Source organism: Paraburkholderia caffeinilytica, assembly GCF_046030355.1.
Taxonomy (GTDB): domain Bacteria; phylum Pseudomonadota; class Gammaproteobacteria; order Burkholderiales; family Burkholderiaceae; genus Paraburkholderia; species Paraburkholderia caffeinilytica_B.
Genome location: NZ_JAQQCQ010000011.1, coordinates 175,463 through 196,360, shown reverse-complemented (window position 1 = coordinate 196,360; position 20,898 = coordinate 175,463). Strand labels below are relative to the sequence as shown.

The window sequence follows — 20,898 nt, the reverse complement described above, 5'->3', positions numbered from 1 at the left end:
CTCATTACGGCAAATCAGAAGCGACATATCGGTGATTCACCCCCGTTCAGTACACCTGCGTGATGCGCGAGATGATCCTCGATGAACGTCGAGATGAAGTAGTAGCCGTGGTCGTAACCCGCATGACGGCGTAAGGTCATCGGTTGTCCCGCAGCCTTGCACGCCGCTTCGAATACATCCGGGTTCAGCTGCTCGGCGAGGAACTGATCCGCCAGCCCCTGATCGACCAGAATCCCTTCCTTGAACTTGCGTGGTGCGTGGGCGACCAGCTCGCTCGCGTCGTACTGCTTCCACGCTTCACGGTCTTCGCCCAGATAGCCGCTGAACGCCTTCACGCCCCACGGGCACTGTGAAGGCGCGGCGATCGGCGCGAACGCCGACACCGACCGGTAGATCTCCGGGTTGCGCAGCGCCAGCATCAACGCGCCATGACCGCCCATCGAATGCCCGAAGATGCCCAGGCGCGCGCCGTCCACCGGCAGATTCGCAAGCACCGTTTCGCGCAGTTCATCACGCACGTACGAGTACATCCGGTAGTGCGTCGCCCACGGTTGCTGCGTCGCGTCGACGTAAAAGCCCGCGCCTACGCCGAAGTCCCACGCGGCGCTTTCGCCCGGCACGCCCGCGCCGCGCGGGCTCGTGTCCGGTGCGATGAGCGCAATGCCATATTGCGCTGCGAAGCGCTGCGCCCCTGCCTTGACCGGAAAGGTTTCCTCCGTGCAGGTCAGGCCCGCGAGATAAAACAGCGCGGGCACGTTCGCATTGGCCTGCAAGGCTTGCGGCGGCAGATACACCGAGAAGCGCATTGGCAGACCGACGGTCTGCGAGTCATGCCGGTAGATCCGCTGCTCGCCGCCATAGCAGGCATGCGAGGACAAGAGTTCAGGCATTCGCGATGCTCCTTTCTGTGCCGGGTCAGTGGTGCATGAGTGCAGCATTAGTGGCGTATTAATGCTGCATCAGTACAGCACGACCGAGCGGATCGACTCGCCCTTCTTCATCAGATCGAAGCCCTCGTTGATGCGTTCGAGCGGTAGACGGTGCGTGATCAGATCGTCGATATTGATCTTGCCTTCCATGTACCAGTCGACGATCTTCGGCACGTCCGTGCGCCCGCGTGCGCCGCCGAATGCCGAGCCCTTCCACTCGCGACCCGTCACCAGTTGGAACGGTCGCGTGCTGATCTCCTCGCCCGCTGCCGCCACGCCGATGATGAACGACTGGCCCCAGCCCTTGTGCGTACACTCCAGCGCCTGACGCATCACCTTCGTGTTGCCGATACATTCGAACGAATAGTCCGCGCCGCCGTCGGTGAGTTGCACGATGTGGTCGACCACGTTCCCGACCTCGTTCGGGTTGATGAAGTGGGTCATGCCGAATTTCTTCGCCAGCTCGATGCGACCCGGGTTCAGATCGACGCCAATGATCTTGTCCGCGCCGACCATCTTCGCGCCCTGGATCACATTCAGCCCGATACCGCCGAGACCAAACACCACCACGTTCGCCCCCGCCTCGACCTTCGCCGAATACACGACAGCACCGACGCCCGTCGTCACGCCGCAACCGATGTAGCAGATCTTGTCGAATGGCGCGTCTTCGCGCACCTTCGCCACCGCGATTTCCGGCACGACGATGTAATTCGAAAACGTGGACGTACCCATGTAGTGAAACAGCGGCTTGCCATCCAGCGAGAACCGCGACGTCGCGTCAGGCATCAGCCCCTTGCCTTGTGTCGACCGGATCGCCTGACAAAGATTGGTCTTGCGCGACAGACAGAATTTGCACTGCCGGCATTCCGGCGTGTAGAGCGGAATCACGTGATCGCCCTTCTTCAACGTGCCCACGCCGGGACCGATATCGACGATCACGCCCGCACCTTCGTGGCCGAGAATCGCCGGGAAGATGCCTTCGGGATCGGCGCCTGAGAGCGTGTAGTAGTCGGTGTGGCAGATACCCGTCGCCTTCACTTCGATCAGCACTTCACCCGCGCGCGGGCCTTCCAGATCCACTTCTTCGATCGTCAACGGCGCACCGGCTTTCCATGCGATTGCTGCTTTGGTTTTCATCGTGCGTTTCCTGCATCTCCTGTGTGTATGGACAAGGTATGCGGATCACGAGAATAGTGAAATGCGCATGCGCAGAATCTGGCAGAAATCCGGGATAACTTGTCCGAGATGCAGCGAGAACTCGAAACACCACTGCCAAGCGGCGCCAAGCCCTAATGCGGCACTCCCGCCGCAAACAAAAACGCCCCAACGACAAACCCGTTGGGGCGTTTCTTATCAGCCGATTCCACACTGGTTCGCAGCAGTCACAACACCACGAACCACGCAGACTCAAACCCGATTAACGTTGCGCGATCGGCTTCGCTTCACGTTGCGTGTCGCCGATGAACAGCTGACGCGGACGACCAATCTTCTGTTCCGGATCGGCAATCATTTCGTTCCACTGTGCAATCCAGCCGACCGTACGTGCCATCGCGAAGATACACGTGAACATCGACGTCGGGATGCCCAGCGCGCGCTGCACGATGCCCGAATAGAAGTCGACGTTCGGGTACAGCTTGCGCGACACGAAGTATTCGTCTTCCAGTGCGATCTTTTCCAGCGCCATGGCCAGCTTGAACAGCGGGTCGTCGTGCAGGCCCAGCTCTTCCAGCACTTCGTGGCAGGTTTCGCGCATCAGCTTCGCACGCGGATCGTAGTTCTTATAGACGCGGTGACCGAAGCCCATCAGCTTCACGCCCGAGTTCTTGTCCTTCACCTGCTTGATGAACTCAGGAATGTTGTCGACCGAGCCGATTTCTTCCAGCATGTTCAGTGCGGCTTCGTTCGCACCACCGTGCGCCGGGCCCCACAGACAAGCGATACCGGCTGCGATACACGCGAACGGGTTAGCGCCCGACGAACCGGCCAGACGAACCGTCGAGGTCGACGCATTCTGTTCGTGGTCAGCATGCAGGATCAGGATACGGTCCAGCGCGCGCACCAGCACGTCGTTGACCTTGTACTCTTCGCACGGGTTCGAGAACATCATGTGCATGAAGTTCGCGCTGTACGACAGGTCGTTCTTCGGGTACGCAAACGGCTGGCCGATGCTGTACTTGTACGCCATCGCGACGAGCGTCGGCAGCTTCGCGATCATGCGAATGGCCGACACTTCGCGGTGACGCGGATTGTTGATGTCGAGCGAGTCGTGATAGAACGCCGACAGCGCGCCGACTGCTGCGACCAGAATCGCCATCGGGTGCGCGTCGCGACGGAAGCCACGGAAGAAGAAGTGCATCTGCTCGTGCACCATCGTGTGCTTCGTGACGGTGTTGACGAACTCGTCCTTCTGCTGCGCATTCGGCAGTTCGCCCTTCAGCAACAAGTAGCAGGTTTCGAGGAAGTCGGCGTTTTGCGCGAGGTTGTCGATCGGGTAGCCGCGGTACAGCAGCTCGCCCTTGTCGCCGTCGATATACGTGATCGCCGAATTGCACGCCGCCGTCGACATAAAGCCCGGGTCGTACGTGAACTTGCCGGTCTGGCCGTACAGTTTGCGGATGTCGATCACGTCCGGGCCGAGAGTGCCCTTGTAAATCGGCATTTCAACGCTCGGCGAATTGTCGCTGAACGATAGCGTGGCTTTAACATCTGACGGGGTCATAGCACATCCTCAATCGAAGTATGGAAACAGGGTTTCGATAATTTGCACGCCTGGGAACAACGGACAAGCGGCGCTCAAGACGCTCAAGCGTTGCGCAGCAGCTCCAGCACCCGGATCACGTCCGGGTCGGCAAGGTCGCCTTCAGGTTCCTTGCGCACAAGCAGCAAGTCCATCAGGTCGTTATCGCTCAGCTCGAGCAGGCGCGTGAGCGCACCTACATCGGCATCGCTGAGGTCATGCTCATATCGGCTGAAAAAACGTTCAAAAATCAGATCGTTTTCCAGCAGGCCCCGCCGCGCACGCCAGCGAAGGCGCGCGCGGCGGAGAGGGTCGGACTGATGCGATGTTTCGGTGTTCATGTCGGTATGCCCCGGGCCGCCCCCAAGCGTACTGACCGCCCCCGCGGAGGGCTGCAAACGATAGGGAGCGTGGGGCTTTTCATATCAAACCGCGCGACGAACCATCAATTCCTTGATCTTGCCAATCGCCTTGGTCGGGTTCAAGCCCTTCGGGCAGACGTCGACGCAATTCATGATCGTATGGCAACGGAACAGACGGTACGGATCTTCCAGGTTGTCGAGGCGCTCGCCCGTCGCTTCGTCGCGGCTATCCGCGATGAAACGGTAGGCTTGCAACAGGCCAGCCGGGCCGACGAACTTGTCCGGATTCCACCAGAAGCTCGGGCACGACGTGGAGCAGCTAGCGCACAGGATACATTCGTAGAGGCCATCGAGTTCGTCGCGTTCTTCCGGCGACTGCAGACGTTCCTTTTCCGGCGGCGGCGTATCGTTGATCAGGTACGGCTTGATCGAGTGATACTGGTTGAAGAACTGCGTGAAGTCGCAGATCAGGTCACGCACCACGGGCAGACCCGGCAGCGGACGCAGCACGATCTTCTGCGGCAGATCATTCATGTTCTGCAGGCAGGCCAGACCGTTCTTGCCGTTGATGTTCATCGCGTCCGAACCGCACACGCCTTCGCGGCACGAACGGCGGAACGACAACGTTTCGTCCATCGCTTTCAGCTTGAGCAGCGCGTCGAGCAGCATGCGTTCGTGCGAGTCGATTTCGATCTCGTACGTTTGCATGCGCGGCGCCGCGTCCTTGTCCGGATCGTAGCGGTAAATTTCAAATGTACGCTTGGCCATTTCTGAATTCCTTTGACTTGTGCCTTAGAAGGTACGCGCTTTCGGCGGCACCGATTCGACGGTCAGCGGTTGCATTTGAACCGGCTTGTAGTCGAGGCGATCGCCTTCGCTGAACCACAGCGTATGGCGCAGCCAGTTTTCATCGTCGCGATGTTCGAAATCGTTTTGCGCGTGCGCGCCGCGGCTTTCCTTGCGCGCGTCTGCGGAGACCATCGTGGCGCGGGCCACTTCGATCAGGTTCTCCACTTCCAGCGCCTCGATACGTGCCGTGTTGAACACCTTCGACTTGTCTTTCAGGTAGATGTTGTCGACACGGTCGGCCACTTCGCGAATCCGCTCGACGCCTTCGGCCAGCAGCTTCGACGTGCGGAACACGCCGGCGTGCGCCTGCATCGTGGAACGGATGTCGGCCGCGACGGTCTGCGAGTATTCGCCCGACGTGGACTTGTCCAGCTTGTTCAGGCGAGCCAGCGAGAAGTCGCCTGCGTCGGCCGGCAGCGGCTTGTGTTCCTTGATGTCCTTCACGTGCTTGACGATGTGGTTGCCGGCCGCGCGGCCGAACACCACCAGGTCGAGCAGCGAGTTCGTGCCGAGACGGTTTGCGCCGTGCACCGACACGCACGAGCATTCGCCCACTGCGTAGAAACCGTTGACGACTTCCTTGTGATCCCGCGACGTGCCAACGACCTGGCCGTTGATGTTCGTCGGGATACCACCCATCTGATAGTGGATGGTCGGGACAACCGGAATCGGCTCTTTAATGCAATCGACGTTGGCGAACTTCATCGCGATTTCGCGGATCGACGGCAGACGCTTCATGATCGTCTCGGCGCCGATGTGCGACAGGTCGAGCAGCACGTGGTCCTTGTTCGGACCCACGCCGCGGCCTTCCTTGATTTCCTGGTCCATCGAACGCGAAACGAAGTCGCGCGGCGCCAGATCCTTCAGCGTCGGCGCGTAGCGTTCCATGAAACGCTCGCCGTTCGAGTTCCGCAGAATGCCGCCTTCGCCGCGCACGCCTTCGGTAATCAGCACGCCCGCGCCGGCCACGCCGGTGGGGTGGAATTGCCAGAATTCCATGTCTTGCAGTGCGATACCCGAGCGCGCCGCCATGCCCAGGCCGTCACCGGTGTTGATGAACGCGTTCGTGGATGCCGCGAAGATCCGGCCCGCGCCGCCCGTGGCGAACAGCGTGGTCTTGCCTTCGAGGATATAAACGTCGCCGGTTTCCATTTCCAGCGCGGTCACGCCGAGCACGTCGCCGTCGGCGTCGCGGATCAGATCCAGCGCCATCCATTCGACGAAGAACTGCGTCTTGGCTGCCACGTTTTGCTGGTACAGCGTGTGCAGCAGCGCATGACCGGTACGGTCAGCGGCCGCGCAAGCGCGTTGCACCGGCTTTTCGCCGTAGTTGGCGGTGTGGCCGCCGAACGGGCGTTGGTAAATCGTGCCGTCAGCGTTGCGGTCGAACGGCATGCCGAAGTGTTCGAGCTCGTACACGGCGTTCGGTGCTTCACGGCACATGAACTCGATCGCGTCCTGGTCGCCGAGCCAGTCGGAACCCTTGATCGTGTCGTAGAAGTGATAGTGCCAATTGTCTTCGCTCATGTTGCCGAGCGAGGCGCCGATGCCGCCTTGGGCCGCGACCGTGTGCGAACGCGTCGGGAACACCTTGGACAGCACGCAAACCGACAGGCCGGCGCGCGCGAGTTGCAGCGAAGCGCGCATCCCCGAGCCGCCTGCGCCGACGATAACCACGTCAAACTTGCGACGCGGCAGAGAATTCTTGATTGCAGCCATTCTTTTACACTCTCCAGAGAATCTGCGCAGCGTAGCCCGCACATGCGAGCAGCCAGACGATCGTCAGCGCCTGAAGAAACAGGCGCGTGCCAACGGGCTTCACATAGTCCATCCAGATGTCGCGGATACCAACCCACGCGTGATAGAACAGCGACAGCAGCGTGACAAACGTGGCGAGCTTCATCCATTGCGTTGCAAAGATCGAGGCCCAGCCGTCGTACGAGAAATCGCGCGCGCCGAAGAACCATGCGAGCAGGATCACCGTATAGACGGCCATGATGCAGGCGGTAATGCGCTGGGCAAGCCAGTCGCGCAGACCGTAATGTGCGCCGACGACGAGACGCTTCGGACCGATTCGGTTATTAGCTGCCATTTTTTTAGAATGCTCCGAAGAGTTTGAGCGCAAAAGCAATCGTCAGAAGCGACGAAACGACCAGCACCACGATGGAAGTTTGCTTGCCCTTCTCTTTGGTCGTGAGGCCGTGGCTCGTGTCCATGAACAGGTGACGGACACCCGCGCAGAAGTGAAACAGGAAGGCCCACGCGAGAACGAGCGTGATGAGTTTGACGATGATGTTGGAGAGGAAGCCCTTGAAGACTTCGAAACTGAGTTCGGAAGTCAGGCTCTGATCAAAGAGGTACAGCAGGAACGGAAGAAAAACAAAAAGCAGACCACCGCTCAAGCGGTGCAAGATCGACACTCGCCCCGCTAGCGGGAGACGGTATGCCGTCAAAATCTGCCCGATACCGATGTTCCGGAATTCCGGCCTCGGTTTTTTTACGGCTTCAGCCATGCTAGACCCCTACTATGTAGTCACACTAATCCGCAATTTTAGCGCCTTTTTATATCGCGCTGCAGCGAAAACCACCACAGGTCCGTTACAGCGTGCGCGATAAAGGCGCCTTCAAACAGGCGCGCGTGTGGGACACAGCGCCTTTTTGCATCCTGAGTTCGCCCCGATTCAGCTCAGGTCGTTCTGATAGTAATACCCGGTTGTGACATACCAACCACGGCGCACCTCAACCGGCCGGTCTCCATATGTATAGGACACCCGTTCGACTGAAAGCAATGGAAAACCCGCCGGCACATGCAGCAGATCGGCGACCGACGGATCAGCCGCGACCGCGCGGATCTTCTCCGTTGCGCGGATCATGCGAGTGCCGAATTCCGTCTCGAACATCGCGTAGAGGGGACCTTTATACTCCGACAGCCGCTCGAGCGTGAGCCCGCGAAACACCGCGCCGGGCAACCAGATTTCGTCGAGTACGGTGACTTCGCCGTCGAACTGCAGCAAGCGCTTGATCAGCACCACCGGATCGGCGGGTTTCAGATCGAGTTGCCGGGCAATGTCGGCCGAAGCGCGCAAGCGCCGGCATTCAAGCAGGCGGCTGACGTGCGGATGTTCCGCGCCGTCATCGGCCAGTAATCTGAGGAAGCGAAACTGGGCGCGGTCTTCGTTGTGCGTTGCAACAAACGTACCCTTGCCCTGGCGGCGCACCAGCAGGTTGTCGGCGGCAAGCTCGTCGATCGCTTTGCGCACTGTTCCCTGACTGACCTTGTATCTGGCCGCCAATTCGACTTCACTAGGAATGATCTCGCCAGGTTTCCATTCGCCGGTTTCGAGGCTCTGTGTAATCAAGCCCTTGATCTGCTGATACAAGGGGCTGAAAGTAGGCGACGTCACGGGCGTGGCGGCGGATACACCCTCGCCCGCGGCCCCATGGCCGTTCGGATTCGCGGTGTTCGCCTGGTTCGAAGTCATCCGCGCATTTCATCATAAAGGGCCGGGCCACGTCTAGGGTTTTCCCAGCAAGAGATATGTCTTATATAAGACATAAGATAATGTTGACTTTGTGTCTGACGGCTCCTACACTCCTTGTCGAGCAAGGGTTTGCGGGTTTTTTGACGACTGTTTTGCACTACGCGATACACGCCGCAACGCACCGGCAGCCACGCTGCACCATGCTGTTCCCACGCAGTCCAGGTTTCGATTCGCCGCCATTCGCTGGTCAGACGCTTGCCGAAACGCGCTGTTTGCAGGAGCCCGCACCGTGCAGTGGCTACTCCGGTGCCAACATGTCCCACCCGCGCTCAGCAGTACAGGTTTCCGGCATGGCGGTCTTGCCGCAGCGCGCCGCACAGCCTCGGCACATTCCGAGGCCGTACGCGAACAGTGAATTCCGCCGTGTTTCACAACGCTTCGCTGAACGCGCATATAGAATGGCGTTTTCCCTAGCGTCTAACGCATCGTCCTGGAGATTTCTCAATGGCTAAGCCCGCAAAGCGCGTTGCCGTCACCGGCGCCGCAGGTCAAATCGCTTACTCCCTGCTGTTCCGCATCGCCAATGGCGACCTGCTCGGCAAGGATCAACCGGTTATCCTGCAACTGCTCGACCTGCCGCAAGCGCAAGGCGCCGTCAAAGGCGTCGTGATGGAACTGGATGATTGCGCATTCCCGCTGCTGTCGGGCGTCGTGATCACCGACGACCCCAAGGTTGCATTCAAGGATGCAGACGTCGCCCTGCTGGTCGGTGCACGTCCGCGTTCGAAAGGCATGGAGCGTAAAGACCTGCTGTCGGCCAACGCCGAAATCTTCACGGTTCAAGGCAAGGCGCTGAACGAAGTCGCCAGCCGCGACGTGAAGGTGCTGGTGGTCGGCAACCCGGCCAACACGAATGCTTACATCGCGATGAAGTCGGCACCGGATCTGCCGAAGAAGAACTTCACCGCCATGCTGCGCCTCGACCACAACCGCGCGCTGTCGCAACTGGCCGCCAAGTCGGGCAAGCCGGTCGCTTCGATCGAAAAGCTGGCTGTGTGGGGCAACCACTCGCCGACCATGTACCCGGACTTCCGCGTTGCCACGGCCGAAGGTCAAGACCTGACCAAGCTGATCAACGACGAAGAATGGAACCGCAACACGTTCATCCCGACCGTCGGCAAGCGCGGCGCGGCGATCATCGAAGCACGCGGCCTGTCGTCGGCAGCGTCGGCGGCTAACGCTGCAATCGACCACGTGCGTGACTGGGTGCTCGGCACGAACGGCAAGTGGGTCACCATGGGTATCCCGTCGGACGGTTCGTATGGCATTCCGGAAGACATCATCTACGGTGTGCCGGTTACCTGCGAAAACGGCGAGTACAAGCGCGTTGAAGGCCTGGAAATCGACGCGTTCTCGCGCGAAAAGATGGACGGCACGCTGAACGAGCTGCTCGAAGAACGCGAAGGCGTTCAACACCTGCTCGGCTAAACCCTGATGCAGACGAACCGGAACTCGTGAGAAAACGCCGCGTTGCCCCAAGTTTTCCGCTCCGCGGGAAGTCCCCTTGGGGCCTTGGCGCGAAGCGGCAGGTCTGAGGCACACTCAGGCTTTATCGCGCGGGTTCCGGTTTTTTACGTGCGAATGCCGGTACGACGTCCACTTTGCGGTTCATTCAGCAATTTGTCGTGCCAGTATTCGCCTCTGATTCGAACGCGCTTTGTATCATGGCGGCCTGATCGCCGAACAGAACGCGTCCGAATCCGATTCACCCACCCGACCACCCAGAATCCTGACGCCGAAGATGCGCGCCCTCACACCCGCCGAAGTGCTGTTTGACGGCGAAGTGCCGCCCGCTGTGCTGCCTGCCTGCGATCACTACGCCGGCAGCGAAAAGCTGATGCTGAAATCACTGGCATTGCAGCAGCAACTCGGCCCGGTGTTCGACATCACGCTCGATTGTGAAGACGGCGCGCAGGTGGGCCGCGAAGCCGAACACGCGGAGCTGGTGGCGTCGCTGCTGGGCGGCGAACATGACCGCTTCGGCCGCGTCGGCGTGCGGATCCACGACTTCGATCACGCGCACTGGCGTGACGACGTCCGCCTCATTCTGCGTGCGGCAAAGCGAGCGCCCGCTTACATCACCCTGCCGAAAATCCGCAACGTCCCCGATGCCGCCGAAATGGTCGCGTTCATCGAAGCGACGCGGCGTGAGCTCGGCATTGCGCAGGCGGTGCCGGTGCAACTGCTGGTCGAAACGCATGGCGCGTTGACGCGCGTGTTCGAGCTGGCCGCGCTCCCCGGCGTCGAGGCGCTGAGCTTCGGCCTGATGGACTTCGTATCCGCGCACGATGGCGCGATTCCCGATACCGCCATGCGTTCGCCCGGCCAGTTCGATCACCCGCTGGTGCGGCGCGCAAAACTCGAGATTTCGGCGGCCTGCCATGCGTATGGCAAGGTGCCGTCGCATAACGTCAGCACCGAGGTGCGCGACATGAGCGTGGTGGCGAACGACGCCGCCCGCGCCCGCAACGAGTTCGGCTACACGCGTATGTGGAGCATCCACCCGGCACAGATCGAAGCGATCGTGGCCGCGTTTGCCCCGCGCGACGAAGAAATCGTCACCGCCACAGAAATCCTGCTGGCCGCGCAGTCCGCACAGTGGGGACCGACGCGCCATCACGACACGCTGCACGACCGGGCGAGTTATCGCTATTACTGGTCCGTGCTGCGTCGCGCGCAATCCACCGGTCGCGCCGTCCCGCAAGATGCCGCGCCGCTCTTCACGAAAGTGGGCGCTAACGGGCAAGCCGCATCATGAGCACGATGGTCAATGCAGCAGCCGGCGCTGTCGCGCTGGACGGCCTTCAGGCGCGCCACCGTGCAATGGAATCGGGGCAGCGCCTGTGGCAGCGTCAGGCGGGTGCAGAATGCGCGTTTCAAGCCACGGTTCAACCAGACACAATGAGCAGGCACAAAGGAGATTGCGGGAGATGAGCGAGACGACGCAAACCGCCGGTGCACAAGGCGAAAACGAATCTAAAAGTGGCTTCAAACCGAAGAAATCCGTGGCCCTGTCCGGCGTGACCGCCGGCAACACGGCGCTGTGCACGGTCGGCAAGACCGGCAACGATCTGCACTACCGCGGCTACGACATTCTCGACATCGCCGGCGCCTGCGAATTCGAGGAAATCGCCTATCTGCTGGTGCATGAAAAACTGCCCACGCAAGCCGAACTGACCGCCTACAAGACGAAGCTCAAGGCGCTGCGCGGCTTGCCCGCGAACGTGAAAGCCGCGCTGGAATGGATTCCGGCCGCCGCACATCCGATGGACGTGATGCGCACCGGCGTGTCGGTGCTCGGCACCGTGTTGCCCGAAAAAGACGACCACAACCTGCCGGGCGCACGCGACATCGCCGACAAGCTGATGGCTTCGCTCGGTTCGATGCTGCTGTACTGGTACCACTATTCGCACAACGGCAAGCGCATCGAAGTCGAAACCGATGACGATTCGATCGGCGGCCACTTCCTGCATCTGCTGCACGGCGTGGAACCGTCCAAAGCATGGGTCGACGCGATGCATGTGTCGCTGAACCTGTACGCCGAGCATGAATTCAACGCGTCGACGTTCACCGGCCGCGTGATCGCCGGCACGGGATCGGATATCTACTCGGCAATTACCGGCGCGATCGGCGCATTGCGCGGTCCGAAGCACGGCGGCGCCAATGAAGTCGCGTTCGAGATCCAGTCGCGCTACCAGACGCCGGATGAGGCCGAGGCCGATATCCGCCGCCGCGTCGAGAACAAGGAAGTGGTGATCGGTTTCGGTCACCCGGTGTACACGATTTCGGACCCGCGCAACAAGGTCATCAAGGAAGTCGCGAAGAAGCTGTCGAAGGAAGCGGGTAACAGCAAGCTGTTCAATATCGCCGAACGTCTGGAGTCGGTGATGGCGGACGCGAAGAAGATGTTCCCGAATCTCGACTGGTTCAGCGCGGTCTCGTATCACATGATGGGCGTGCCGACGGCGATGTTCACGCCGCTGTTCGTGATCGCCCGCACGGCAGGCTGGAGCGCGCACATCATCGAGCAACGGATCGACAACAAGATCATTCGGCCGAGCGCGAATTACACCGGTCCTGAGAATTTGAAGTACGTGCCGCTAAATAGGAGAAAATAGCGGTCGCTGTGCGCTTTCAAAGCGCGTGCAGTTCAACCCTCGCGGTTGCCAGGACCGGTACCCCGCGTACTGTTCAACTGAAACTAGATAGAAAGGTTCTCCTCCATGAATAAGCTGTTGATCGCCGCCGTAATCGGCGCTTTGTCCACGACGATGCTGACCGTTGCGACGGACGCCGCCGCACAAACGGCGACCACCGCCACGAAGCCGGCTGCAAAGGCTGTGGCAAAGCGCCCGCAACCGAAGCGCCTGATCAAGCGCAAACCGAATCCGGCCAAGGAAGCGAAGGTTGATCCGGTGCCAGAAGGCTCGGAAAAGTGGTCGTGCAACGAAGGTCTGGCATTCGACCTGAAGGGCGACATGAAGCGTGACCAGATCGTCACTGTTCACTGGGCGAACAAAAACTACAATCTGCCGCGCGAAGCGACCACCACGGGCGCAGACCGCTTCCACGACGCTGCAACGGGTATGGACCTGGTCGTGATCCCGACCAAGGCCATGTTGTTCTCGGATAAGGACAGCTCGCGTCTGGCCGACGAATGCAAGACGGCAGCCATGATCCAGGGCGCACCGGCTCCGACGCAATCGAACGCGATCAACAAGACCAACTAATCCGTTACATCAGGAAAGCGCCCGATGTCCGCTCCGATTTCCAACGTGCGACCTGACCCGGACTCAGTCCTGGTCGATATCGTCGACTACGTACTGGAATTCCCGATCGACAGCACGCTCGCGCTGGACACCGCGCGTAACTGCCTGATCGACACGCTCGGTTGCGGACTCGAGGCACTCACCTACCCCGCCTGCACCAAGCTGATGGGACCGATCGTGCCGGGCACGATCGTCCCCAACGGCGCGAAGGTGCCGGGCACGTCGTTCCAGCTGGACCCGGTTCAGGCCGCCTTCAACATCGGCGCGATGATCCGTTGGCTGGACTTCAACGACACGTGGCTCGCAGCGGAATGGGGCCATCCGTCGGACAACCTCGGCGGGATTCTGGCGACGGCCGACTGGCTTTCGCGCAGTGCCATCGCAGCGGGCAAGAAGCCGCTGACGATGAAAGACGTGTTGATCGGCATGATCAAGGCGCACGAAATTCAAGGCTGTATCGCGCTCGAAAACTCGTTCAACAAGGTCGGGCTCGATCATGTGTTGCTGGTGAAGCTGGCTTCCACCGCCGTGGTCGGCCAGTTGATCGGATTGACGCGCGACGAGTTGATCAATGCGGTTTCGCAGGCGTTTGTCGATGGGCATGCGCTGCGCACGTACCGTCACGCGCCGAATACCGGTTCGCGCAAGTCATGGGCCGCAGGCGATGCGACCTCGCGCGCCGTGCGGCTCGCGCTGATCGCGAAGACCGGCGAGATGGGGTATCCGTCGGTGCTGACGGCGAAAACGTGGGGCTTTTATGACGTGCTGTTCAAGGGCAACGCGTTCCGGTTCCAGCGCCCCTACGGCTCGTACGTGATGGAAAACGTGCTGTTCAAGATCTCGTTCCCGGCTGAGTTCCACGCGCAGACGGCGGTGGAAGCGGCCATGACGCTGCATGCGCAACTCAACGCAGCAGGCAAGCGCGTGGAAGACATCAGGAAGATCACGATTCGCACTCACGAAGCCGCGATCCGCATCATCGACAAGAAAGGCCCCCTGAACAATCCGGCCGACCGCGATCATTGCATTCAGTACATGATCGCCGTGCCGTTGATCTTCGGCCGCCTGACGGCCGCGGACTATGAAGATTCGATCGCGCAGGACGCGCGGCTCGATGTGCTGCGCGCCAGGATGGAATGTGTCGAAGACGCGCAGTTCACGAAGGATTACCACGATCCGGAGAAGCGTTCGATCGCCAATGCACTGACGGTCGAATTCAACGATGGATCGACATTCGACGAAGTTGTAGTCGAATACCCGATCGGTCATAAGCGTCGTCGCGAAGACGGGATTCCGTTGCTGGTCGAGAAGTTCAAGACCAACCTCGCGCGCCGCTTTCCGGTCAAGCAACAACTGGCGATTCTCGACGTGTCGCTGGATCAGGCAAGGCTCGAAGCCATGCCGGTCAATGAATACGTCGATTTGTACGTCATCTAGTTAAGTACTGTAGTTCCGCGATCAAACCAAGGAAAACACCATGGCCCACAACCTCCACAAAACGCTCAAGGAATTCGACAGCGGTTCCGGCAAAGGCAAGTTCTACTCCCTGCCGCAACTCGGCAAGGCACTGAACATCAAGATCGACCGCCTGCCGGTTTCGATCCGTATCGTGCTGGAATCGGTGCTGCGTAACTACGACGGCAAGAAGATCGCCGAAGAACACATCGAGCAACTCGCGAACTGGAAGCCGACCGCTGCACGCGTCGACGAAATCCCGTTCGTCGTGTCGCGCGTCGTGCTGCAAGACTTTACCGGCGTGCCGCTGCTCGCCGACATCGCTGCCATGCGCGGTGTCGCGAAACACATGGGCAAGGATCCGAAGTCGATCGAACCGCTGGTCCCGGTCGATCTGGTCGTCGATCACTCGGTGCAGATCGATCACTTCCGCGAAAAGAACGCGCTCGATCTGAACATGAAACTGGAATTCCAGCGCAACAACGAGCGCTACCAGTTCATGAAGTGGGGCATGCAGGCATTCGACACGTTCAAGGTCGTGCCGCCGGGCGTGGGTATCGTTCACCAGGTGAACCTGGAATACCTCGCACGCGGCGTGCACAAGAAGGCCGAAGGCGCGGACACCGTGTACTACCCGGATTCGCTGGTCGGCACCGACAGCCACACCACCATGATCAACGGTATCGGCGTGGTGGGCTGGGGCGTGGGCGGTATCGAAGCTGAAGCCGGCATGCTCGGCCAGCCGGTGTACTTCCTGACGCCGGACGTGGTGGGCGTCGAACTGAAGGGCAAGCTGCGCGAAGGCCTGACGGCGACCGACCTGGTCCTGACCGTCACCGAACTGCTGCGTAAGGAAAAGGTTGTCGGCAAGTTCGTCGAGTTCTTCGGCGAAGGCACGAAGTCGCTGTCGCTGCCGGACCGCGCAACGATCGGCAACATGGCGCCGGAATACGGCGCAACCATGGGCTTCTTCCCGGTCGACGAAAAAACCATCGACTACTTCAAGGGCACGGGCCGCACCGACGCGGAAATCTCCGCCTTCGAAAACTACTTCAAGGCGCAAGGCCTGTTCGGTATTCCGAAGGCTGGCCAGATCGACTACACCAAGGTCGTCACGCTGGATCTCGGCACGGTCACGCCGTCGCTGGCAGGTCCGAAGCGCCCGCAAGACCGTATCGAAATCGGTCACGTGAAGTCGACCTTCAGCGACCTGTTCTCGAAGCCGGTGGCAGAAAACGGCTTTGCGAAGAAGGAAGCCGATCTGGACGCGCAATACACGACGAGCAACGGCGTCGACGTGAAGAACGGCGACATCCTGATCGCCGCGATCACGTCGTGCACGAACACGTCGAATCCGAGCGTGCTGCTGGCTGCGGGTCTGCTGGCGAAGAAGGCGGTTGAAGCCGGCCTGACGGTCGCTCCGCACATCAAGACGTCGCTGGCGCCGGGATCGCGCATCGTCACGGAATACCTGACGAAGACCGACTTGATGAAGTACCTCGATAAGCTCGGTTTCACGCTGGCCGCTTACGGTTGCACGACCTGTATCGGCAACGCGGGCGATCTGACGCCGGAACTGAACGAAGCGATCACGAAGAACGACATCGTCGCTGCAGCGGTGCTGTCGGGCAATCGTAACTTCGAAGCGCGTATTCACCCGAACATCCGCGCCAACTTCCTGGCTTCGCCGCCGCTGGTCGTCGCTTACGCCATCGCCGGTAACATCACGCGCGACCTGATGACCGAACCGGTCGGCAAGGGCAAGGGCGGCAAGGACATCTACCTGGGCGACATCTGGCCGACCAGCGAAGAAGTCAACGACCTGCTCAAGTTCGCACTGGACGCAGACGCGTTCCGCAAGAACTACTCGGCGCTGACCAAGAAGGGCGACCTGTGGAGCAAGATCGAAGGCGAAGAAGGTCAAGTCTACGACTGGCCGAAGTCGACCTACATCGCTGAGCCGCCGTTCTTCGGCAAGGACTTCTCGATGACGCCGGCTGACAGCATCCCCGCTGTCAAGAATGCACGCGCACTGGGCATCTTCGGTGACTCGGTCACGACCGACCACATCAGCCCGGCAGGCTCGATCAAGGAAGACTCGCCGGCAGGCAAGTGGTTGAAGGCAAACGGCGTGCAGAAGGCCGACTTCAACAGCTACGGCTCGCGCCGCGGCAACCACGACGTGATGATGCGCGGCACGTTCGCGAACGTCCGGATCAAGAACCTGATGATCCCGGCAAAGGCAGACGGCACGCGCGTGGAAGGCGGCCTGACGATTCATCAGCCGAGCGGCGAACAAGAGTCGATCTATGACGCAGCGATGAAGTACATCGATGCAGGTACGCCGACCATCGTGTTCGCGGGCGAAGAGTACGGCACGGGCTCGTCGCGTGACTGGGCTGCGAAGGGTACGCAACTGCTGGGCGTGAAGGCCGTGGTCGCACGCAGCTTCGAGCGGATTCACCGTTCGAACCTGGTCGGCATGGGCGTGCTGCCGCTGCAGTTCAAGGGCTCGGACAGCGTGCAATCGCTCGGTATTACCGGCGAAGAAACGTTCGACGTGGAAGGCCTGGGCGACGACTTCAAGCCGCAACAGGAAGTGACGCTGGTGATTCGCGGTAAGGACGGCAAGGAGAAGCGCGTGCCGGTGCTGCTGCGTATCGACACGCCGATCGAAGTCGACTACTACAAGCACGGCGGGATTCTGCCGTTCGTGTTGCGTTCGCTGCTGGCTGCTTAAGGTATTCGCTTACGCATGCAGTAACTGCGAGCTGTTTTGCAGGGGCTGCGTCCTGTGGAGGACGCAGCCGACTTTAGAAGCCCGGCTTTGGCCGGGCTTTTTTTATTTCTGCGGCGTACCTGATGCGCGGAAGGCCTCGGGGTTGTCGGTAATCCGGCGTTGGGTCATGCGGGCGTTCCAGTCGACATCGCCCGGTACCGGCACAGTGGCACGTGTGGTGACATGCGCGCGCTGCTGCGTGGCCCAGTTGAGCAACGCGGCCTTGTCGAAGGTGTCCCCTTCAGCGGACGCGCGCGCGATCCATTCAGGTTGCTTCGATACGGAAGGCCGTGTAGCCGGGCCAACGGCGCGGCTCAAGGCGACACGTTCGCTAACGTGAGCCCCGCTCAACCGCGCCACCTTGACCCGTTTCGCGGCCTTTGCGGACGGCGTGATCCTGTCGTCGGCATGGGAAGCAACTTGCACGATCTGCTTTGGCACAACTTGTGTGGTGTGATCAGGTGCGGCTGATGAGGCCGGAGCGGCCTTCTCCGGCACCACATTCTCGACAGCGACAACGGGCTGTGGCACTTTTCCGGCCATAGCCGCTGTTTGCGTATCCGCAATCGCCGTTGTTGCAACCGGTTTCCAATGATCGCCGCGCGGATTCGCTGCCGACAGAACCGGCGGCGCCGCGGACACCGCTTTCGCCTTCTCCGCATCCTTCATTGAGCATGTGACCAGCAACCACGTGAGCGCGATCGTGCAGCCGGCAAAAATCGACGCCGCGAGCACGTGGTCCGAGCGCGACGAACGCCACCGGGCCTTGCCCATCTCGAGGTAGCGCTTCGCCTCGGCCAACTCCGCATCGAAACGATGAGGATCCGTGCGTTGCGGCGGGATCTTGTAAAACAGGATGTGCTTCACGCCCGGGGGAAACGGACTCGTCCGCGCGGGTTGCGGCTTGCGTTGCACCGCGTCCTGAATCGCCTGTTGCGCTGCGGTTTGTGCTGTGGTTTTTACTGCGAGCTGAGGTTCGCGCTGCGCTGGGTTCCACGCCGCCTGTCGTCGCAAGCCGAAAGGTGGCGGCAAGCCATCGAATGGCTGCGGCTTCGGAAACGCCAGATCGCCTTCGATCAAAGCCAGCGGTCGATTCATCGCAATGTGCTCCGGTGTGGCGGGATTTCTGTGTCCAGTTGCGTGACCAAGGTCCGAGCGCGCTCCGAGAGCACTTCGATTGAACCGGTTTCGTGTTCCCGTGGCACGGTGCTGGCGCGACGCAGCGCTTCCATCAGACTGTGCGCGCCAACCAGACCTACGGCTCCGCTCAATCGGTGCAGCAACGTGCGCTGTCCGTCATGATCGCGGGCGCGACTCAATTCACTCAGGCGCTTTAGATCGTCGTCCATCGAATGGCGCCAACCGCTTAGAAATGTCGGGATATCGATACCTTCTTCGGACAGTGCATCGAGATAACGTTGCTCGAAGGGTTCAGATGGGCCACCCACGGCAGTTTCCTGCGACTGTGCGGCATGGGCGAACAGAGGCGCCTGCGCGTCACTTGCGGGCTTTGCGGCTGGCCACTGTTGGTCGACAGTGAATGGCGCACTGAAGCTCGCACGAATGCCGGAATCTGAGCCGCTCGCGATTGAGAGCTCGCCTTGCATACGCTGCGCAAGTATCTGGCAGAGCGGTAAGCAAATATCAACATCGCTAACCCGCGCTTCCGCAAGCGGTTCACGAATGCTTCGCCCGAAAAGTTGCAGTTGAGCGGCATGTGCAGCTTCTGCGCCGGCATCCGTCACACTGACAAAAATACGCTGCGTGCCGGTATTCAACGGCTCCGCCCGCACGACGAGGGCAATCTCTCCACGTGTGCTGGCTTGGACCGTACGGCTTAGCAGGTGAAAGAACAACTGACCGAGCCGATCACTATCAGCGAGAATCCACTCAGCGACCGTTTGATCAATGCTCGAACTTAAGCGTAAATCCCGCTGAGTCGCCGACGGGGACAACAGCGCGATAACGCCGTCGACAAGCTCACGCAAATTGGTCACGCCTTCATCGAGAACGAAGCTGCGCGACTCCAGTGATGAAACATCCAGCAAGTCGCGAAGCGTTTGGGACCACGTGCGCACTGCAGATTGGATCACCCGCATCTTTGAGCGTTGGGTAGGCGGCGTGATTTCCGCTTCGAGCGATTCAAGCATACCCGCCACGGCCATTGCCGGCGCTTCCGCATAGAGCCGCATTGCGCCGAGCAACCAGAGCCGCTCCTGATTCGCGGCGACGCTCGCATGGCCGGATGCCGCGACGCGTGCGGCCTGCTCGCGCGCTTCGGCCGCATCGCACCGACGTTTCCATTCGTCTTCCGCGTATTGATGTTTTTCGGCGGCGCGGCTCAGTGCAGCGCGCGACAGGCACGCGCCGGCGAGCGCAACGACTGCGGGAGCCGCAAGCGCTAACAGCCAGGTTTGCCGTTCGATCGCGGCATCATTTGCGCCCATCGCCGGTTGACCCAAAAAGCGATGGCTATCATTTGTAGCGAGTGCAAAGGAGGCACCAGCGACCGCTTCGTCGCGCGAATAAAGATCGCGGGGCGGTTGCCCGAGTTGTCCTACTGCGTCGCGTGCAGCCAGTACTACGGCCGGACGCGAATCGTCGGCGCGCAGTGCGAGCGGAGCGCCGTCGACTAATGGTGCTGCGTTGGCGCGTAACGAGAGCATGCACAGCAGCGCAAAAGCGCAGAGACCGCCAAGCACCGTGGCAAAACGGATCGATGTAAGTCCCGCACTGCGAGAGAAACGGTGGGCGTAACGCCGTGCACCGCCGCGCACGCCGCCGGAAGAACCCGGCAAGCTCATCTTATTCATAGCCTGCAAAACTCAGTCGATCAGTCGGTGCAATGAAGCAAACTCGATCAGCGCGGCCAACGACGACAGCCCAAGTTTTTCCTGGATGCGGCTCTTGTACGTACTGACCGTCTTATCGCTCATAAACAACGCATCGCCGATCGCCTTGTTCGACATACCTTTAGAAAGCATCTGCAGAATCACGAGCTCCTTATCGGACAACAACGTCAGTCTTTCTTCTTCATTTGCCCCGTTAGCGCTCGGTCCGATACCTGTACCGCTGGCCGTCACGGGAAACACCGTATAGCCGGCCAGCACGGCCTCGATGCCGCGCATGATTTCCTTCATCTCCTGCGACTTGCCGACGAAACCGTGCACACCCGAGCGCATCGCCCGCGGCGCGAAGGTAGCGGGGTCCTGTCCTGACAGCACCAATACGCGCATCGCGGGATGGGCGAGCTTGAGACGCGGAATCACGTCGAGGCCGCTTATGCGAGGAATATCCAGATCCAGAATTGCAAGTTTCGGCGTATGTTGCCGGGCCATTTCGACAGCGGTCTGTCCGTTGTCCGCTTCGATCACATCTTCAACGCCGAGCAGTTGCATCAGCTGCATCTTGATGACCAACCGAAACGCGGGATGATCGTCGATAACCAGAATAGTAGACATATATTGCATTCCTCA

Annotated in this window: 18 protein-coding genes; 6 read left to right on the top strand and 12 right to left on the bottom strand. The window is 60.5% G+C overall.

Going from position 1 to position 20,898, the window contains the following annotated elements; translation table 11 throughout:
- Positions 1-14: 14 nt before the first annotated feature.
- From fghA to PQQ95_RS18590, 9 genes are all read right to left on the bottom strand, one after another.
- Positions 15-890, bottom strand: coding sequence for an S-formylglutathione hydrolase (fghA, locus tag PQQ95_RS18630; RefSeq protein ID WP_408438991.1), 876 nt, complete (start codon positions 888-890; stop codon positions 15-17).
- A 69-nt stretch (positions 891-959) separates the two neighbouring features.
- Positions 960-2,066 (bottom strand): S-(hydroxymethyl)glutathione dehydrogenase/class III alcohol dehydrogenase, encoded by a 1,107-nt coding sequence (locus PQQ95_RS18625; RefSeq protein ID WP_408438988.1) that lies wholly within the window; start codon positions 2,064-2,066, stop codon positions 960-962.
- Between the two features lie 280 nt (positions 2,067-2,346).
- Positions 2,347-3,648 (bottom strand): citrate synthase, encoded by a 1,302-nt coding sequence (gene gltA, locus PQQ95_RS18620; RefSeq protein ID WP_028196113.1) that lies wholly within the window; start codon positions 3,646-3,648, stop codon positions 2,347-2,349.
- Between the two features lie 83 nt (positions 3,649-3,731).
- Positions 3,732-4,007 carry an FAD assembly factor SdhE gene (locus tag PQQ95_RS18615; RefSeq protein ID WP_169487257.1) on the bottom strand — a complete coding sequence of 92 codons (276 nt, stop codon included), beginning with the start codon at positions 4,005-4,007 and terminating at the stop codon, positions 3,732-3,734.
- A gap of 84 nt (positions 4,008-4,091) precedes the next feature.
- A complete protein-coding gene (locus PQQ95_RS18610; protein WP_054034792.1) occupies positions 4,092-4,796 on the bottom strand; it encodes a succinate dehydrogenase iron-sulfur subunit in 705 nt (234 codons plus the stop codon).
- 24 nt (positions 4,797-4,820) lie between these two features.
- The gene (gene sdhA / locus PQQ95_RS18605; RefSeq protein ID WP_175049724.1) at positions 4,821-6,596 is read right to left on the bottom strand and encodes a succinate dehydrogenase flavoprotein subunit; all 1,776 of its coding nucleotides are present in this window, start codon (positions 6,594-6,596) and stop codon (positions 4,821-4,823) included.
- A 4-nt stretch (positions 6,597-6,600) separates the two neighbouring features.
- On the bottom strand, positions 6,601-6,969 hold the full coding sequence (gene sdhD, locus PQQ95_RS18600; protein ID WP_054034791.1) for a succinate dehydrogenase, hydrophobic membrane anchor protein: 369 nt from the start codon (positions 6,967-6,969) through the stop codon (positions 6,601-6,603).
- A 4-nt stretch (positions 6,970-6,973) separates the two neighbouring features.
- Entirely contained in the window at positions 6,974-7,390 is a 417-nt protein-coding gene (gene sdhC / locus PQQ95_RS18595; protein ID WP_054034790.1) for a succinate dehydrogenase, cytochrome b556 subunit, read from the bottom strand.
- Positions 7,391-7,558: 168 nt separating this feature from the next.
- Positions 7,559-8,359: a GntR family transcriptional regulator gene (locus PQQ95_RS18590; protein ID WP_408438985.1), complete on the bottom strand. Its 801-nt coding sequence runs from the start codon at positions 8,357-8,359 to the stop codon at positions 7,559-7,561.
- 504 nt (positions 8,360-8,863) lie between these two features.
- On the opposite strand from PQQ95_RS18590, the gene PQQ95_RS18585 reads away from it, so the two are divergent.
- From PQQ95_RS18585 to acnA, 6 genes are all read left to right on the top strand, one after another.
- Entirely contained in the window at positions 8,864-9,847 is a 984-nt protein-coding gene (locus tag PQQ95_RS18585; RefSeq protein WP_169487260.1) for a malate dehydrogenase, read from the top strand.
- A 313-nt stretch (positions 9,848-10,160) separates the two neighbouring features.
- Entirely contained in the window at positions 10,161-11,177 is a 1,017-nt protein-coding gene (locus tag PQQ95_RS18580) for an HpcH/HpaI aldolase/citrate lyase family protein (protein ID WP_408438983.1), read from the top strand.
- Between the two features lie 172 nt (positions 11,178-11,349).
- Positions 11,350-12,537: a bifunctional 2-methylcitrate synthase/citrate synthase gene (prpC, locus tag PQQ95_RS18575; RefSeq protein ID WP_408438981.1), complete on the top strand. Its 1,188-nt coding sequence runs from the start codon at positions 11,350-11,352 to the stop codon at positions 12,535-12,537.
- 105 nt (positions 12,538-12,642) lie between these two features.
- Complete coding sequence (locus PQQ95_RS18570; RefSeq protein WP_408438980.1) at positions 12,643-13,149, top strand: hypothetical protein; 507 nt, start codon at positions 12,643-12,645, stop codon at positions 13,147-13,149.
- A 24-nt stretch (positions 13,150-13,173) separates the two neighbouring features.
- Entirely contained in the window at positions 13,174-14,625 is a 1,452-nt protein-coding gene (locus tag PQQ95_RS18565; protein ID WP_408438978.1) for a bifunctional 2-methylcitrate dehydratase/aconitate hydratase, read from the top strand.
- A gap of 40 nt (positions 14,626-14,665) precedes the next feature.
- Complete coding sequence (gene acnA, locus PQQ95_RS18560) at positions 14,666-17,383, top strand: aconitate hydratase AcnA (protein WP_408438977.1); 2,718 nt, start codon at positions 14,666-14,668, stop codon at positions 17,381-17,383.
- Between the two features lie 102 nt (positions 17,384-17,485).
- On the opposite strand, the gene PQQ95_RS18555 is transcribed toward acnA, so the two are convergent.
- The 3 genes from PQQ95_RS18555 to PQQ95_RS18545 all read right to left on the bottom strand — a co-directional run bounded on the left by PQQ95_RS18555 (position 17,486) and on the right by PQQ95_RS18545 (position 20,883).
- Positions 17,486-18,520, bottom strand: a complete 1,035-nt coding sequence (locus PQQ95_RS18555; RefSeq protein WP_408438975.1) for a hypothetical protein — start codon at positions 18,518-18,520, stop codon at positions 17,486-17,488.
- Positions 18,517-19,884, bottom strand: coding sequence for a sensor histidine kinase (locus PQQ95_RS18550; protein WP_408438973.1), 1,368 nt, complete (start codon positions 19,882-19,884; stop codon positions 18,517-18,519). Before PQQ95_RS18550 ends, PQQ95_RS18555 begins: the two co-directional genes overlap by 4 nt.
- 363 nt (positions 19,885-20,247) lie before the next feature.
- Positions 20,248-20,883: a response regulator gene (locus PQQ95_RS18545; protein WP_408438971.1), complete on the bottom strand. Its 636-nt coding sequence runs from the start codon at positions 20,881-20,883 to the stop codon at positions 20,248-20,250.
- Between the last annotated feature and the right edge of the window lie 15 nt (positions 20,884-20,898).